The organism is Pseudomonas sp. GD03858, assembly GCF_029840925.1.
Classification (GTDB): Bacteria; Pseudomonadota; Gammaproteobacteria; order Pseudomonadales; family Pseudomonadaceae; genus Aquipseudomonas.
In genome coordinates, this window is the sequence record NZ_JAOCDM010000053.1 from 1 (window position 1) to 14910 (window position 14910).

The following is a 14910-nucleotide window of genomic DNA, read 5'->3' on the forward strand; positions in this document are numbered from 1 at the left end:
AATGTAGGAGCGGCCTTGCGTCGCGATGCGCCGCGCGGGCGGCGCTCGATTTGACAGGCGCTACAAGGCTATCGCCAGACACCTCGCAGCCCATCGGCCATAGCTGAAAATTCTCGTCGTCTACACTTCTGCCGGAACTCAAGCACCGGCTACCGACGAGGCCCCGATGAAGAAAATCCCGACCCTGCTCGCCAGCCTGCTGCTCACCTTCGGCATGGCCAGTACCGACTCCGCCGCATCAGCCGAGCAACCCACCCCCATCCACTTCGGCGCCATCGGCTGGGAAAGTGGCGCCCTGACCACCGAAATCCTCCGGCTGATCGTCGAACACGGCTACGACTACCCCACCGACACCCTGCCCGGCAGCACCGTGAGCATGGAAGTCGCCCTGGCGCGCAATGACCTGCAGGTCATCGCCGAGCAATGGGCCGGGCGCAGCCCCGCCTGGATCAAGGCCGAGCAGGCGGGCCAGGTGTTCGCCCTCGGCGACACGGTGAAAAACGCCGAGGAAGGCTGGTGGGTACCGGCCTACGTGATCAAGGGTGATCCGGCGCGCAACCTGAAACCTCTGGCCCCGGACCTGCGCAGCGTCGCTGACCTCAAACGCTACCCGCAGGTGTTCAAGGACCCCGAAGCCCCGGGCAAGAGCCGCTTTCTCAACAGCCCCAGCGGCTGGACCTCCGAGACCGTCAATAGCCAGAAGCTCAAGGCCTACGGCCTGGACGGGCTGTACAACAACTTTCGCAGCGGCTCCGGCGCCGCCCTGGACGCCGAGATCGGCTCGGCGATCCGTCGTGGCCAGCCCGTGCTCTTCTACTACTGGAGCCCTACCCCGCTGATGGGCCGTCATGACCTGGTGCGCCTCGAAGAGCCACCGTTCAGCGAGGCCGCCTGGGCCACGCTCACCGATGCCACGAACCGCAACCCGCAGGGCAGCCGCTCGCTCCCCGCCAAGCTTTCGATCGGCGTGTCGAAGGCGTTTCACGACGCGCATCCAGAGCTGGTCGCCGTGTTCGAGAAGGTCGATCTGCCCATCGACCTGTTGAACAAGACACTGGCCCGCATGAGCGAATCCCGCCAGCCGCCACGCGAGGCCGCCCTCGCCTTCCTGCGCGACAATCCAGGCGTGTGGAAGGCCTGGCTGCCCGCCGAGAACGCGGCCAAGGTCGAGGCCGCCCTGTGAGCGGCGGCTTCCCCGAAGCCCTGCAATTCTCCTTCGCCGCTTGGGTCAACCGCCTGGTCGACTGGCTGGTGCTGCACTATGGCGATCATCTGCGCAGCCTCTCCGACCAGTTGCTGCAGTTGCTCGTCGGCCTGGAAAACCTGCTCCGCCTGCTGCCCTGGTGGCTGCTGCTGGCGCTGGTCGGCCTGCTCGCCTGGCACGCCAGCCGCAGCCTGCTGCGGGCCCTGCTGCCGCCCTTGCTGCTTGCGCTGATCGGCATGCTCGGGCTGTGGGACAAGCTGCTGCAGACCCTCGCCCTGGTACTGGTCAGTACTGGTCTGTGTGTGCTGATCGGCGTGCCGCTGGGCATCCTGCTGGCCACCCGCCCCCTGGCCCGGCGCCTGATGCTGCCGGTGCTCGATGTCATGCAGACGCTGCCGGCCTTCGTCTACCTGATCCCGGTGCTGATGCTGTTCGGCCTGGGCAAGGTGCCGGCGGTGTTCGCCACCCTGATCTACGCCCTGCCGCCGCTGGTGCGCCTGACCGAACTGGGCCTGGCGCAGATCGACCCATCGCTGCTGCAGGCCGCCCACGGCCTGGGCGCCACCCGCTGGCAACGCTTGCGGCGCATCGCCCTGCCGCTGGCACTGCCGAGCATCATGGCCGGGCTCAACCAGTCGGTGATGATGGCGCTGTCCATGGTGGTGGTGGCGTCGATGATCGGCGCCCGCGGCCTGGGCGAGGATGTGCTGGCGGGGATCCAGACCCTGAATGTCGGTCAGGGCGTCGAGGCGGGGCTCGCGATCGTCGCCCTGGCCATGGTGATCGACCGGATCAGCCAGGCGTATGGGCAAGCGCGACGTTGAGTCGCGCACCCTGACTTGGGCGGGAACTGTCTTGCTCAGACTCCTCGATCTGGCGCGATCCCTGTGGGAGCAACTGTCTTGCTCAAACTTTTCAAACTGACGCGTCACCCTGTGGGAGCGGCTTCAGCCGCGAACACCGGCGCAGCCGGTGCCAGGCTCCGCGTCGCCTGCTTCGCGGCGGTTCGGCGTCCCGATAAACCCGCTGCGATGACAGACACTGCGCATCTTGTGCCGCCTGCGTTTGGCTCACGCCTCGTCGCGTCGATGCGCCCACTGGTACAACGCCGGCAGCACCAGCAAGGTCAGCGCCGTCGACGACAGGATCCCGCCGATCACCACCGTCGCCAATGGCCGCTGCACCTCGGCCCCGGTACCGGTGGCCAGGGCCATCGGGATGAAGCCCAGCGAGGCCACCAGCGCCGTCATCAGCACCGGCCGCAAGCGGGTCAGCGCGCCCTCCTCGACCGCCGCGCGCAGACCTCGGCCCTCCTCGCGCAAGCTACGGATGAAGGCGATCATCACCAGGCCATTGAGCACCGCCACGCCCGACAGCGCGATGAAGCCCACCCCCGCCGAGATCGACAGCGGGATGTCCCGCAGCCACAGCGCCAGCACGCCACCGGTCAGGGCGAAAGGAATCCCGGTGAACACCAGCAGGCCGTCCTTGAGGTTGTTGAACATCATCAACAGCAAAGCCATCACCAGCAGCAGCGACACCGGCACCACCACCCGCAGGCGCTCGGCCGCCGACTGCAGCTGCTCGAACTGGCCACCCCAGCGGGTCCAGTAGCCCGGCGGGATCTGCACCTGGTCGATCAGCGCCTGCGACGCCTCGTCCACGAACGAGCCCAGGTCGCGTCCGCGCACGTTGGCGCTGACCACCACCACGCGCTTGCCATCCTCGCGGCTGATCTGGTTCGGGCCCAGTTGCAGGTCCAGGGTGGCCACCTGCGACAGCGGGATGAAACCGATCTGCGCGGCGCCGGCGGCGGCGCTGGCCGGGACCGGGATGAGCAGGCTGGACAGCCCGTCGACATCGGTACGCAGGGTTTCCGGCAGACGCACCACCATGTCGAAGCGGCGGTCGCCCTCGTACAGCGTGCCGGCCGTGCGCCCGCCCACGGCGATGGCGATGGCGTCCTGCACGTCGCCCACGTTCAGGCCATGGCGGGCGGCCTTGTCGCGGTCGATGTCGATGGTCAGCACCGGCAGGCCGGTGGTCTGCTCGACCTTGACCTCCGACGCCCCCGGCACCTGCTGCAGGCGCGTGGCGATCTGCGCGGCGGTGCGGTTGAGCACATCCATGTCGTCGCCGAACACTTTCACCGCGACATCGCTGCGCACCCCGGAGATCAGTTCGTTGAAGCGCAGCTGGATCGGCTGCGACAGCTCGTAGTTGCTGCCCGGCACGCTGGCCGCGGCGCGTTGCACTTCGGCGATCAGTTCCTCACGCGGCTTGCCCGGGTCCTGCCATTGCTCGCGCGGCTTGAGCATCACGTAGGCGTCGGAAATGTTCGGCGGCATCGGATCGGAGGCGATCTCGGCGGTGCCGGTACGGGCGAACACCCGCTCGACTTCCGGCACCCGCTCGATGATGGTCTTCTCCAGGCGCTGCTGCATGTCCACCGACTGCGACAGGCTGGTGCCCGGCACGCGCAACGCCTGCAGGGCGAAGTCGCCTTCGCTCAGGCTCGGAATGAACTCGCTGCCCATGCGCGCGGCCAGCACACCCGACAGCAACACCACGGTGGCGGCGCCGGCAAAGGCCAGGTTGCGCCGGCCCAGCACCCAGTCCAGCACCGGCGCATAGCGACGGCGCGCGGCGCGCATGACCATGCCCTCTTCCTCCTTCACCTTGCCGGTGACGAACAGCGCGATGGCTGCCGGGACGAAGGTCACCGAGAGGATCATCGCCCCCAGCAGCGCCATCACCACGGTGAAGGCCATGGGGTGGAACATCTTGCCCTCGACCCCGGTCAGGGCAAAGATCGGCAGGTACACCACCATGATGATCAGTTGCCCGTAGATCAGCGGCCGGCGCGCCTCACGCGCGGCGGCGAACACCTCGTGGAAACGCTCGGCGCGGGTCAGCATGCGCCCATGGCGCTGCTGGGCGTGGGCCAGGCGGCGGATGGCGTTCTCGACGATCACCACCGCGCCGTCGACGATGATGCCGAAGTCCAGCGCGCCCAGGCTCATCAGGTTGGCGCTGACCTTGTTGCTGAACATGCCGGTGAAGGTGAACAACATCGACAGCGGGATGACCATGGCGGTGATCAGCGCCGCGCGGATATTGCCCAGGAACAGGAACAGCACGGCGATGACCAGGATCGCGCCTTCGATGAGGTTCTTCTTCACCGTGGCGATGGCCTTTTCCACCAGGTTGGTGCGGTCGTAGACGGTGATCGCCACCACGCCCTTGGGCAGGCTGCGGTTGATCTCCTCGAGCTTGGCCGCCACCGCCTGGGACACCGTGCGACTGTTCTCGCCGATCAGCATGAACACCGTGCCCAGCACCACCTCGCGACCGTTCTCGGTGGCCGCGCCCGAGCGCAGCTCCTGGCCCAGGCCGACCTGGGCCACATGGCTGACGCGGATCGGCGTGCCGTCGACGCTGGAGATGACGATATTGGCGATGTCCTCGGCCGAGGCCACCTGGCCCGGGGCGCGGATCAGCAACTGCTCGCCGTTGCGCTCGATGTAGCCGGCGCCAACGTTGGCGTTGTTGCGCTCCAGGGCGGCGATCAAGTCATTGAGGGTCAGCTTGTAGGCCGCCAGGCGCTTGGGCTCGGGCGCGATCAGGTACTGCTTGGCGTGACCACCGATGCTGTTGACCTCGGCCACCCCCGGCACGTTGCGCAGCTGTGGCTTGATGATCCAGTCCTGGATCACCCGCAGGTCGGTGGCGGTGTAGGGCGTGCCATCGTCCTTCAGCGCGCCCTCCTTGGCCTCGACCGTCCACAGGAAGATCTCGCCCAGGCCCGTGGAAATCGGCCCCATGCCCGCCTCGATACCGTCGGGCAACTGCTCGCGGGCGACCTGCAGACGCTCGTTGACCAACTGGCGGGCGAAGAAGATGTCGGTGCCGTCATCGAAGATCACCGTGACCTGTGACAACCCGGAGCGCGACAGCGAACGGGTCTGCTTGAGGCCCGGCAAGCCAGCCATGGCGGTCTCGATGGCGAAGGTGATGCGCTGCTCGGTCTCCAGCGGCGAATAGCCAGGCGCGGCGGTATTGATCTGCACCTGGACGTTGGTGATGTCGGGCACGGCGTCGATGGGCAGCTTCTGGTAGCTGTGGATGCCCACGGCGGCCATCAGCACCACGGCGAGCATAACCACCAGGCGCTGCTCGATGGCGAACTGGATCAGGCGTTCGAACATGTAGGGCGTCCCCAATCAGTGGCTGTGTTCGGCCGAGCCTTTGCCCAGCTCGGACTTGAGGACGAAGCTGCCGGCGGCGGCAACGACGGTGCCGGCGGCCAGCCCTTCACGGATTTCCACCTGGTCGCCATCGCGGCGTCCGGGCTTGACCGGACGGGCCTCGAAGCCCTCCTCGGTGCGGACGAATACCACGCTCTGCTCCTCCCAGGTCTGCAACGCGGCCTGCGGCACCACCACGGCGGCATCGAAGCGTTCGACGGTGACCGCGATGTTGACGAACAGCCCCGGACGCCAGGCGCCATTGGGGTTGGCCAGGGTCGCCCGGACCGTGGCGGCGCGGTTCTGCTCGCCGAGCAGGCTGCCGACGTAGTTGACCTTGCCTTCCACCTGCGCGCCGAGGTCCGGTGCGCTGACGGTGACGCCACGGCCGCTGACGACCTTGTCCAGGTCACGCGGAGCGACGGCGAAAGTCGCCCAGACCCGGCTCAGGTCGGACAGCGTGAAGGCGTTGCTGGTCTCATCCACCACTTCGCCCACGGTCAGGTGCTTTTCCACCACCACCGCGTCGAACGGTGCGCGCAACTCATAGCGGTTGCCCTTGCCGGCAGGCGCCACGGCGGCGACCTTCTGCCCGGCATTGCCCGCGGCGATCTCGGCCTCCTGCAGCGCCTGGCGGGCCTGCTGGTAATCCTGCTCGGCGCTGATGCGCTCCTGCCACAGTTGCTTTTCCCGGGCGAAGGTCAGTCGGGCCAGTTCCAGGCGACGCTGGGCGGCCTGCTGCTCGCTGCGCAGCTCGGAAATCTGCTGGCTGGCGATCACCGCCAGCACCTGGCCGCGCTTGACCGCCTGGCCGAGGTCGGCGTGCACCGACTCGACCACGCCGGGGACGCGCGGCACCACGTGGGCGGTGCGGTCCTCGTCGAAGCGGATCTCGCCGGGGAAGTTGATGGCGGTGCCGAGGCTGCGCGGGCCGGCGCTGACCAACTCGACGCCGGCGGCCTGGATCTGCTCGGCGGAGAGATGCAGCTGGCCCTCTTCGTCGGCATGTTCCTCGGACTGTGCGGTTTCTTCATGGCCGTGGCCTTCCTCGCCATGGTCGTCGTGCTGGGCCTGGTCGCTGCCGGCCTTGCCGAGGGTGCCGGTCCAGGCCGCGCCACCAAGACCGAGAACGGCCAGGGCGGCGGCGAGGATGGCAAGCTTGCGTGGGTTGGTCATTGTTGCTCCTGCTGGAAAAGTCGTTGCAGTTCGGGGCCCATCGCGGGGCAAGCCCGCTCCCACGCATTTCCGTGGGAGTGGGCTTGCCCCGCGATGGGTCAAGGCTCAAAGCTCGCCGTAGATCCGCTCCACCTGCGCCCGGGCATCGGTCGCCTGGGCGAGCGCCTCGAGGTACAGTCCCCGCGCCTCGATCAGCGTGCGCTGCGCGTCGAGCACGTCGAGGAAGGCGAACTTGCCCATCTCGAAACCACGGGTGGCGGTGTCCACCGCCTGCTGCGCCGACGGCAGGATGGTGCGGTCGTAGGCCTGCACTTCGCCCATGGCCGTGGCCCATTGCTCGAGGGCGCTGCGGGTGTCGCTGCGCAAGCGCAGCTCGACGGCGTTGCGCAAGTCACGGGCCTGGTCGGCACGGCGGGCGGCGGCCAGCACGTTGCCCTGGTTGCGGTCGAACAACGGCAGTGGCATCGACAGCCCCACCACGTTGACCCGTTCGCGGTCTTCACGGCTGTACTGGCTGCCCAGGCTCACGGTCAGGTTGGGAATGCGCTGGGCCTTCTCCGAGCCCAGGCTGGCGTCGCCGCGCTCGATCTGCGCCGCGGCCAGGCGCCATTCGGCGGTCTGCTCGACCTTGGCCAGCAACTGCTCGGCGCGGGGGGCCGGGCCAGGCGACAGGGTCGCGCTGTCGAGGCGGTCGAAGCCGGCCTGCGCGCTGCCGGTCAGGCGCGCCAGCGCTTGCCAGGCAACACTGCGCTCGGTCTGGGCACGACGCACCGCCGCCTGGGCCTGGGCCAGCTGGACCTGGGCACGGGTGGCTTCGACCGGCGAGGACTGGCCGGCCCTGACCCGCCCGTCCACCACACGCAGGCCACGCTCGGTCAGGGCCTGCGACTGTTGCGCCAGCTCCAGCGCGGTCTGCGCCCGCAAGGCGGCATGGAAAGCCTGGATCACATCGGCGCGCAGACCGTTGCGCTGACGCTCCAGTTCCAGTCGGGCCACGGCCTGGCCGGCCTCGGCCACCTCGATGCGCGCCCCGCGCTTGCCTCCCAGCTCCAGGGCCTGGCTGAGGGTGACGGTGGTGGTGCTGGTATCGCGGCGAGTGTCCTCGACCTCCCAGGACAATTCCGGGTTGGGCATCAGCCCGGCCTGACGGCGCTCGCCCTCGGCGATGCCGATTTCACGGCCGACGGCGGCGAACTCCGGGTTCTGGGCGAAGGCGGCGGCGAGCGCCTGGTCCAGGCTCAAGCCCTGGGCGCCGGCGGGGCCGGCCAGCAGCAGGCAGAGCAAGACGATCTTGCGGGGGATGGGCACGGCTTGGTTCCTCGTCGACAAGCGGCGGAATGCGTTGGCGAGGGACTCTAGGCAGCGCTGCTTATCGGGGCGGTGGCGGGAAAATTACAATTTTGTAATTTCGGGGGGCCTGGAGTGGATCGCATGTGGGCCGCCAGGTGTAGGGCGACAGATGTGCAGCGCCTATGAGATCGAGCGCCGCCCGCGCGGCGCATCGCGGGACAAGCCCGCTCCCACATTTGTTTCGGGCCAGTCTCTCCTGTGCCATTACCTGGTCCGCCTTGTTGGTACGACGCGGTATCAAGGTGAGCACTGCTGGCGCCTCGCCTGACTTGAGGCATGCACCAAGGCGGGCAACCATGGCCTGACAGGTTCGGCACGTTGCAACAAATGTAGGAGCGGCCTTGCGTCGCGATGCGCCGCGCGGGCGGCGCTCGATCTCATAGGCGCCACAAAAACACCGCCGAACCCATGCCAGCCCCCACCCAGTCCGATAATCGCCCATTTTCCAGGCGAGGGCATTTGACGAAACTAACCAGGTAGTACAAATATCTAGATATCCAAAAACAACAAGCGATGCCCCGCCATGACACCCCGAATCCTCGTGCTCAACGGCCCCAACCTGAACCTGTTGGGTAGCCGCGAACCGACCCAGTACGGCCACGAAACCCTCGCCGACCTCGCGCAGCTGTGCGCCCACAGCGCTCGCGAGACAGGGCTTGAACTGGAGTTCCGCCAGACCAACCACGAAGGCGAGCTGCTGGACTGGATCCACGCCGCCCGTGGGCGCTGCCACGGCATCCTGATCAACCCCGCCGCCTGGACCCATACCTCGGTGGCCATCCGCGACGCGCTGGTGGCCGCCGAACTGCCGGTGATCGAGGTGCACTTGTCCAACTTGCACAAGCGCGAGCCGTTTCGCCACCTGTCGTTCGTCTCGAGCATCGCCGTCGGCGTGATCTGTGGCTTGGGCAGCCACGGCTATGCCCTGGCCCTGCGCCACTTCAGCCAACTGCTCCAGGAGCCGACAGCATGAGCCGCCCAGGCATCCTCGCCGGCCTGATCGGCCGTGGCATCCAGGCCTCCCGCACCCCCGCCCTGCACGAGCACGAAGGCGACGCCCAGGCGCTGCGCTACCTGTACCGACTGATCGACGCCGACCAGCTGGGAGTGGACGACAACGCGCTGCCCCAGTTGCTCGAGGCCGCCGAGCGCACCGGCTTTACCGGGCTCAACATCACCTTCCCGTTCAAGCAGGCGATCCTGCCGTTGCTCGACGAGCTGTCGGAGGAAGCCCGTGGCATCGGCGCGGTGAACACCGTGGTCCTGCGCGATGGACGCCGGATTGGCCACAACACCGACTGCCTAGGGTTCGCCGAGGGTCTGCGGCGCGGCTTGCCGGAGGTGAACAAGCGCCAGGTGGTGCAACTGGGGGCCGGCGGCGCGGGCTGCGCGGTGGCTCATGCGCTGCTCGGCGAAGGGGTCGAACGGTTGCAGCTGTTCGAGCTGGACCCGGTGCGCGGCCAGGCCCTGGTCGATAGCCTCACGCAACGTTTCGGTGTCGGTCGCGCCGTGCTCGGCAGCGACCTGGCCGCTGCCGTGGCCGAGGCCGACGGGCTGGTCAACACCACGCCCGTGGGCATGGCCAAGCTGCCGGGCATGCCGTTGCCCGCCGACCTGCTGCATGCTCGGCTATGGGTCGCGGAGATCATTTATTTCCCGCTGCAGACCGAACTGCTGCGCCATGCCCGCGCGCTGGGCTGTCGCACGCTGGATGGCGGCACCATGGCGGTGTTCCAGGCGGTGAAGGCATTCGAGCTGTTCAGTGGACGTCCGGCCGACGCCCTGCGCATGCAGGCGCATTTCGCCAGTTTCGACTAGCGCGGGCACCGGTTCAGCGCAACTGCCCGACGACCAGCCCCAGGGCGATCGCGATCATCACCACCCCCGACACCCGCCCGATCAGACGCGCCGCTGCCGGCCGGGTGCGCAGCAGCGCCTTGGCGCCATAGCCCACCATCAGGTAGATCACCAGCGAACTGCACAAGTGCACCAGCCCCAGCAACAGGATCTGCAGCGGCAGCGGCCAGCTCGACTGCGGGTCGGTGAATTGCGGCAGCAACGCCAGGAACAACAGGAACACCTTGGGGTTCAGCCCGCTGACGCAAAAGCCCTTGAACGCCCAGCGCGAACCGCAATCCGCGCCGTCCTGTCCATCCACCTCGGGCACCGCCGGGCTGAGCAGCAAGGTGATCCCCAGCCAGAGCAGATAGAGACACCCGGCCAGCATCAGCAGGGTCAGCGCCAGCGGATGCCCGGCGAGCAGACTGCCGACGCCGGCCGCGACCACCAAGGTGACGAGAAAATGCCCTGACAGCATGCCGGCCACCGCCGGCATCACCCAGCGTCCGCGCGTGCCGGCGGAGATGGCATAGGCCCAGTCGGCGCCCGGGGTGATCACGAACAGGAACGAGACGGCCCAGAACGCCGCCAATACACTCAAGGTCACGTTTGCAGCTTCCTTTCACGGAGATTTCGGTGAAAGAAAGATTACGGATATCGCCTGGGGATTTTCTTTCGTATATTCCTCAGTCAGACCAAAGCCATGGAAGATTCTTGCTCATGGATAGAACCGATAGAAAGATCCTTGCCGAGCTGCAAAAAGACGGACGCCTGTCGGTGACCGAACTGGCCGACCGTGTGGGCCTGAGCCTGTCACCCTGCCATCGCCGGCTCCGGGCGCTGGAGGAATCCGGCGCGATCCTCGGCTACCACGCACGCCTGGCACCCGCCGCGCTGGGCCTGAACTTCGCCGCGCTGGTATTCGTGACCTTGCGCGAGGTGACCCGCCAGCCCGTGGCGGACTTCGAGGCCGCGCTGGGGGAAATCCCACAGATCGTCGAGGCGCAGCGGCTGTTCGGCGATCCGGACTACCTGCTGCATGTGGTGGCCAAGGACCTGCCGGCGTTCCAGAAGCTGTATGACGAACAGCTGACCAGCATTCCCAATGTCAAGCGACTGAGCTCGACCCTGGTCATGAAAGAGGTGATCCAGAACCGCTTGCTGCCGATGTGACCCTGGTCGCCATGCTGATGCAATCGGACGGTGTCATGGCGCGGCGGCGCGCTTTGCCCGGTAACTGCCCGGGCTCTGCCCCGTCCACTTCTTGAAGGCCCGGTGAAACGCACTGGGCTCCTGAAAGCCGGTCTGCCCGGCGATCTCGGCAATGCTCAGGCAGCCTTCGCGCAGCAGCTCGAAGGCCATGGCCCGGCGCACCTCATCCTTGATCTGCTGGTACGAACGCCCTTCGCGCTCCAGCTGGCGACGGAAACTGCTGGCGCTGAGTGCGTGCCGCCTGGCCATCGCATCGAGCGTCGGCCATTGCCCATAGTGTCGGGCCCGCAGGTGACGATAGACGTCCGCCACCAAGCCGTTCTGGTTGCGAAAGCGGATCACCAGCCCTTGCGGCGCGCTGCGCAGGAAGGTCTTCAGCGCGGCAAGGTCCTGCAGCACCGGCAGGCGCAGCCAGGCGCTGTCGAACTCCACTTCGGTGCGGCCACTGCCCAGGCGCAGGTCCGGCCCCCACAGCAAGGCATCGTCGTCCTGCGCCGGGCGCGCCAGCGCCAGCTCGGTCCGGTCGATGGCGATGCGCCGGCCGGCCAGCCAGCACAGCAGGCCCATCACCAACACCAGGTAGGTCTCCTCGGCGTACACCCGGGTCAAGGGGTCGGCGATGCTCGACTGCACACTGATCACCGCCCGAGCACCGCGTACCGTCACGCTGCCGCGCAGATCGCGCAGGAACAGGGCGAAACCGCCCAGGCACTGGCGCAGGGCCTTTTCCAGGTTGGGCTCCTGGATCAGCCCTCGGCAGATCAGGGCGAAGCTGCCCAGCGGCATGCCATGGCTGTCGAGGTGGAAGAACTCGTCATCCAGCTCGTCGATCAGCGCCAGCCACAGCTGGGCAAAGGCCCTGGCCGGTACCCGCGCCCCAGGCTGCGTCAGCATCTGCGGATCGATGCCCACCGCGCGCAGGTGAGCCTCGCGCGCCTGTGGCCGGTCGCGCAGGGCGTGGAGCATGGCATTGAGGAAGTACACCGCGACCGTGTCGCTATCGCGCATGGCAAGCACCCGCTGTCTATGCTGAGTGGCAAAAAATGCCAGGTTGACTGAACAGATCCGGCATAGGCCGCCCGCAGACCTTTGCCTAGACTCGATCCACCCCAGGGGTCGTGGAAAATACGGTGGCCATTCTCGCAGAGCCGCCCCCACCCCGCCATACGCAAACGGAGCCCTCATGAGCAGCACAGACATCTTCGTCGTCAGCGCGGTACGTTCGGCCATCGGCAGCTTCGGCGGTTCGCTCAAGGACCTGCCACTGGCCGATCTCGCCACCCAAGTGACCCGCGCCGCCATCGAGCGCTCGGGCGTGGCCGCCGAGCGCATCGGCCATGTGGTGATGGGCAACGTGATCCCCACCGAACCGCGCGACGCCTACCTGGGCCGGGTCGCGGCGATGAACGCCGGAACTCCCAAGGAAACCCCCGCCTTCAACGTCAACCGCCTGTGCGGCTCGGGCCTGCAGGCCATCGTCTCGGCCACCCAGGGCCTGCTGCTGGGCGACTGCGACATCGCCCTGGCCGCTGGCGCCGAATCCATGAGCCGCGGCCCGTACCTGCTGCCGCAGGCCCGCTGGGGCGCGCGCATGGGCGACCTGCAGGGCATCGACTACATGGTCGGTATCCTCCAGGACCCGTTCGAGCACTTCCACATGGGCATCACCGCCGAGAATGTCGCCGCGGCCCATGGCATCAGCCGTGAAATGCAGGACGAAGTCGCCCTGACCAGCCAGCGCCGCGCCGCCCGCGCCATCGCCGAGGGCCGCTTCGACGGCCAGATCGTGCCGATCGAGATCAAGACCCGCAAAGGCACCGTGCAGTTCGCCGTGGACGAGAACGTGCGCGCCGAGGTCACCAGCGAGCAGCTGGCCGGCATGAAACCGGTGTTCAAGAAGGACGGCAGCGTCACCGCCGGCAACGCCAGCAGCATCAACGACGGCGCCGCCGGCCTGGTACTGGCCACCGGCGACGCCGTGCGTCGCGAGGGCCTGAAACCGCTGGCGCGCGTCGTCGCCTATGCGCATGCCGGGGTGGAGCCGGCGCTGATGGGCCTGGGCCCGATCCCGGCAACGCAAAAGGTACTGGAAAAGGCCGGCCTTAAGGTGTCCGACCTGGACGTGATCGAATCCAACGAAGCCTTCGCCTCCCAGGCCTGCGCCGTGGCCCGCGCCCTGGGCTTCGACCCGGAGAAGGTCAACCCCAATGGCTCGGGTATTTCCCTGGGCCACCCGGTCGGCGCCACCGGCGCGATCATCGCCACCAAGGCGATCCATGAACTGCACCGCGTCCAGGGTCGCTATGCCCTGGCCACCATGTGCATCGGCGGCGGCCAAGGCATCGCCGTCGTCTTCGAACGCGTTTGAACGGAGTTGGCAGCATGAACATCGAACACATCGCCGTGATCGGCGCAGGCACCATGGGCAACGGCATCGCCCAGGTCTGCGCGCTGGCCGGGTACCAGGTCCTGCTGGTGGACGTCGCCGACGCCGCGCTGGAGCGTGGCGTGGCGACCCTGGGCAAGAACCTCGAGCGCCAGGTCGCCAAGGGCACCATAGACGCCGACAAGGCCAGCGCCGCCAAGGCACGCATCCGCACCAGCACCGACTATGCGCAGCTCGCCGGCGCGCAGCTGGTGATCGAGGCCGCCACCGAGAACCTGCAGCTCAAGCAGCGCATCCTCCAGCAGGTGGCGGCCAACGTCGGCGCCGACTGCCTGATCGCCACCAACACTTCGTCGCTGTCGGTCACCCAGCTGGCCGCCAGCATCGAGCACCCGCAGCGCTTCATCGGCGTGCACTTCTTCAACCCGGTGCCGATGATGGCCCTGGTCGAGATCATCCGTGGCCTGCAGACCAGCGACGGCACCTATGCCCAGGCCCTGCTGGTCACCGAAAAGCTCGGCAAGACGCCGATCACCGCCGGCAACCGTCCGGGCTTCGTGGTCAACCGCATCCTGGTGCCGATGATCAACGAGGCGATCTTCGTGCGCCAGGAGGGCCTGGCCAGCGCCGAGGACATCGACACCGGCATGCGCCTGGGCTGCAACCAGCCGATCGGTCCGCTGGCCCTCGCCGACCTGGTGGGGCTCGATACCCTGCTGGCGATCATGGAGGCCTTCCACGAGGGCTTCAACGACAGCAAGTACCGCCCTGCCCCGCTGCTCAAGGAGATGGTTGCCGCCGGCTACCTGGGGCGCAAGAGCGGTCGCGGCTTCTTCACCTACTAAGGAGCGCGCGCCATGCCCCCGGTCAATGCGGCGCTGCGCTGCGCCAACTTCGAAGAGCGGCGGGAGCGCGCCATGGCCCTGTTCGCCGAGAAGGGCTTCGGCCAGGTCAGCATGCGTGAACTGGCAGCTCATATCGGCTTGACCGCGGGCTCGCTGTATCACCATTTTCCGAGCAAGCAGCACCTGCTGTACGACCTGATCGAGGAGCTGTACGAGGAACTGCTGGCCACCCTCGACCAGGGCCGCCGCGCCCTGGCCCAGGGCAGGCCGGTGCTGGCCTGCCTGATCGCCGCGCACTGGCACCTGCATGCCGAGCGGCCTTTGCAGTTTCGCCTGGCCGAGCGGGACCTGTGCTGCCTGAACGACGATCAGCAGGCACGGCTGATCGTGCTGCGCGAACGCTACGAGGCGGGATTGCTCCGGCTGGTCGCGCCACAGACGCGGTTGTCCGGGGAGGTCCTGGCGGCGACCGGGCAAGTGCTGGCGACCTTGCTGAACCAGTTGCCTGGCATGTTGCGCGGCAAGGCTCTGGGAGACGCTGAAGGCATGGCCCTGATGGAAAGCCTGGTGGTGGGGGCCGCGCAGCGCACGCTGCACTCGTCCTGAGCCCGTTGCCAGGCTAAATCGGCACAGGCCTCGCTCGTCTTGCGA

At 67.6% G+C, this 14910-nt stretch carries 13 protein-coding genes; 8 read left to right on the top strand and 5 right to left on the bottom strand.

Going from position 1 to position 14910, the window contains the following annotated elements:
• The first annotated feature begins 166 nt into the window (after nt 1-166).
• Together N5D48_RS14995 and N5D48_RS15000 are read left to right on the top strand one after the other, a co-directional pair.
• Nucleotides 167-1183, top strand: coding sequence for an ABC transporter substrate-binding protein (locus N5D48_RS14995; protein ID WP_279885566.1), 1017 nt, complete (start codon nt 167-169; stop codon nt 1181-1183).
• Nucleotides 1180-2028, top strand: a complete 849-nt coding sequence (locus tag N5D48_RS15000; protein WP_279885568.1) for an ABC transporter permease subunit — start codon at nt 1180-1182, stop codon at nt 2026-2028. Before N5D48_RS14995 ends, N5D48_RS15000 begins: the two co-directional genes overlap by 4 nt.
• 246 nt (nt 2029-2274) lie before the next feature.
• On the opposite strand, the gene N5D48_RS15005 is transcribed toward N5D48_RS15000, so the two are convergent.
• From N5D48_RS15005 to N5D48_RS15015, 3 genes are all read right to left on the bottom strand, one after another.
• Nucleotides 2275-5412 carry a CusA/CzcA family heavy metal efflux RND transporter gene (locus N5D48_RS15005; protein ID WP_279885570.1) on the bottom strand — a complete coding sequence of 1046 codons (3138 nt, stop codon included), beginning with the start codon at nt 5410-5412 and terminating at the stop codon, nt 2275-2277.
• A gap of 15 nt (nt 5413-5427) precedes the next feature.
• Nucleotides 5428-6627, bottom strand: coding sequence for an efflux RND transporter periplasmic adaptor subunit (locus tag N5D48_RS15010; protein ID WP_279885572.1), 1200 nt, complete (start codon nt 6625-6627; stop codon nt 5428-5430).
• Between the two features lie 105 nt (nt 6628-6732).
• Nucleotides 6733-7935, bottom strand: a complete 1203-nt coding sequence (locus N5D48_RS15015) for a TolC family protein (RefSeq protein WP_279885574.1) — start codon at nt 7933-7935, stop codon at nt 6733-6735.
• 565 nt (nt 7936-8500) lie between these two features.
• Here N5D48_RS15015 and aroQ point away from each other — a divergent pair.
• Together aroQ and N5D48_RS15025 are read left to right on the top strand one after the other, a co-directional pair.
• The gene (gene aroQ / locus N5D48_RS15020) at nt 8501-8950 is read left to right on the top strand and encodes a type II 3-dehydroquinate dehydratase (RefSeq protein WP_279885577.1); all 450 of its coding nucleotides are present in this window, start codon (nt 8501-8503) and stop codon (nt 8948-8950) included.
• Complete coding sequence (locus tag N5D48_RS15025; protein WP_279885580.1) at nt 8947-9795, top strand: shikimate dehydrogenase; 849 nt, start codon at nt 8947-8949, stop codon at nt 9793-9795. The genes aroQ and N5D48_RS15025 overlap by 4 nt, the downstream gene beginning before the upstream one ends.
• A gap of 13 nt (nt 9796-9808) precedes the next feature.
• Here N5D48_RS15025 and N5D48_RS15030 read toward each other — a convergent pair whose 3' ends face one another.
• Nucleotides 9809-10423, bottom strand: coding sequence for a LysE family translocator (locus tag N5D48_RS15030; RefSeq protein WP_279885583.1), 615 nt, complete (start codon nt 10421-10423; stop codon nt 9809-9811).
• A gap of 113 nt (nt 10424-10536) precedes the next feature.
• Here N5D48_RS15030 and N5D48_RS15035 point away from each other — a divergent pair, with 113 nt between their 5' ends.
• Nucleotides 10537-10989 carry an Lrp/AsnC family transcriptional regulator gene (locus N5D48_RS15035; RefSeq protein WP_279885586.1) on the top strand — a complete coding sequence of 151 codons (453 nt, stop codon included), beginning with the start codon at nt 10537-10539 and terminating at the stop codon, nt 10987-10989.
• Nucleotides 10990-11022: 33 nt separating this feature from the next.
• Here N5D48_RS15035 and N5D48_RS15040 read toward each other — a convergent pair whose 3' ends face one another.
• A complete protein-coding gene (locus N5D48_RS15040) occupies nt 11023-12036 on the bottom strand; it encodes an AraC family transcriptional regulator (protein ID WP_279885589.1) in 1014 nt (337 codons plus the stop codon).
• A gap of 175 nt (nt 12037-12211) precedes the next feature.
• On the opposite strand from N5D48_RS15040, the gene N5D48_RS15045 reads away from it, so the two are divergent.
• The 3 genes from N5D48_RS15045 to N5D48_RS15055 are packed head-to-tail and all read left to right on the top strand — an operon-like array spanning nt 12212 to nt 14865.
• On the top strand, nt 12212-13396 hold the full coding sequence (locus N5D48_RS15045; RefSeq protein WP_279885592.1) for an acetyl-CoA C-acyltransferase family protein: 1185 nt from the start codon (nt 12212-12214) through the stop codon (nt 13394-13396).
• A 14-nt stretch (nt 13397-13410) separates the two neighbouring features.
• A complete protein-coding gene (locus N5D48_RS15050) occupies nt 13411-14259 on the top strand; it encodes a 3-hydroxybutyryl-CoA dehydrogenase (protein WP_279885595.1) in 849 nt (282 codons plus the stop codon).
• Between the two features lie 12 nt (nt 14260-14271).
• On the top strand, nt 14272-14865 hold the full coding sequence (locus tag N5D48_RS15055) for a helix-turn-helix domain containing protein (RefSeq protein WP_279885598.1): 594 nt from the start codon (nt 14272-14274) through the stop codon (nt 14863-14865).
• The last annotated feature ends 45 nt before the right edge of the window (nt 14866-14910 follow it).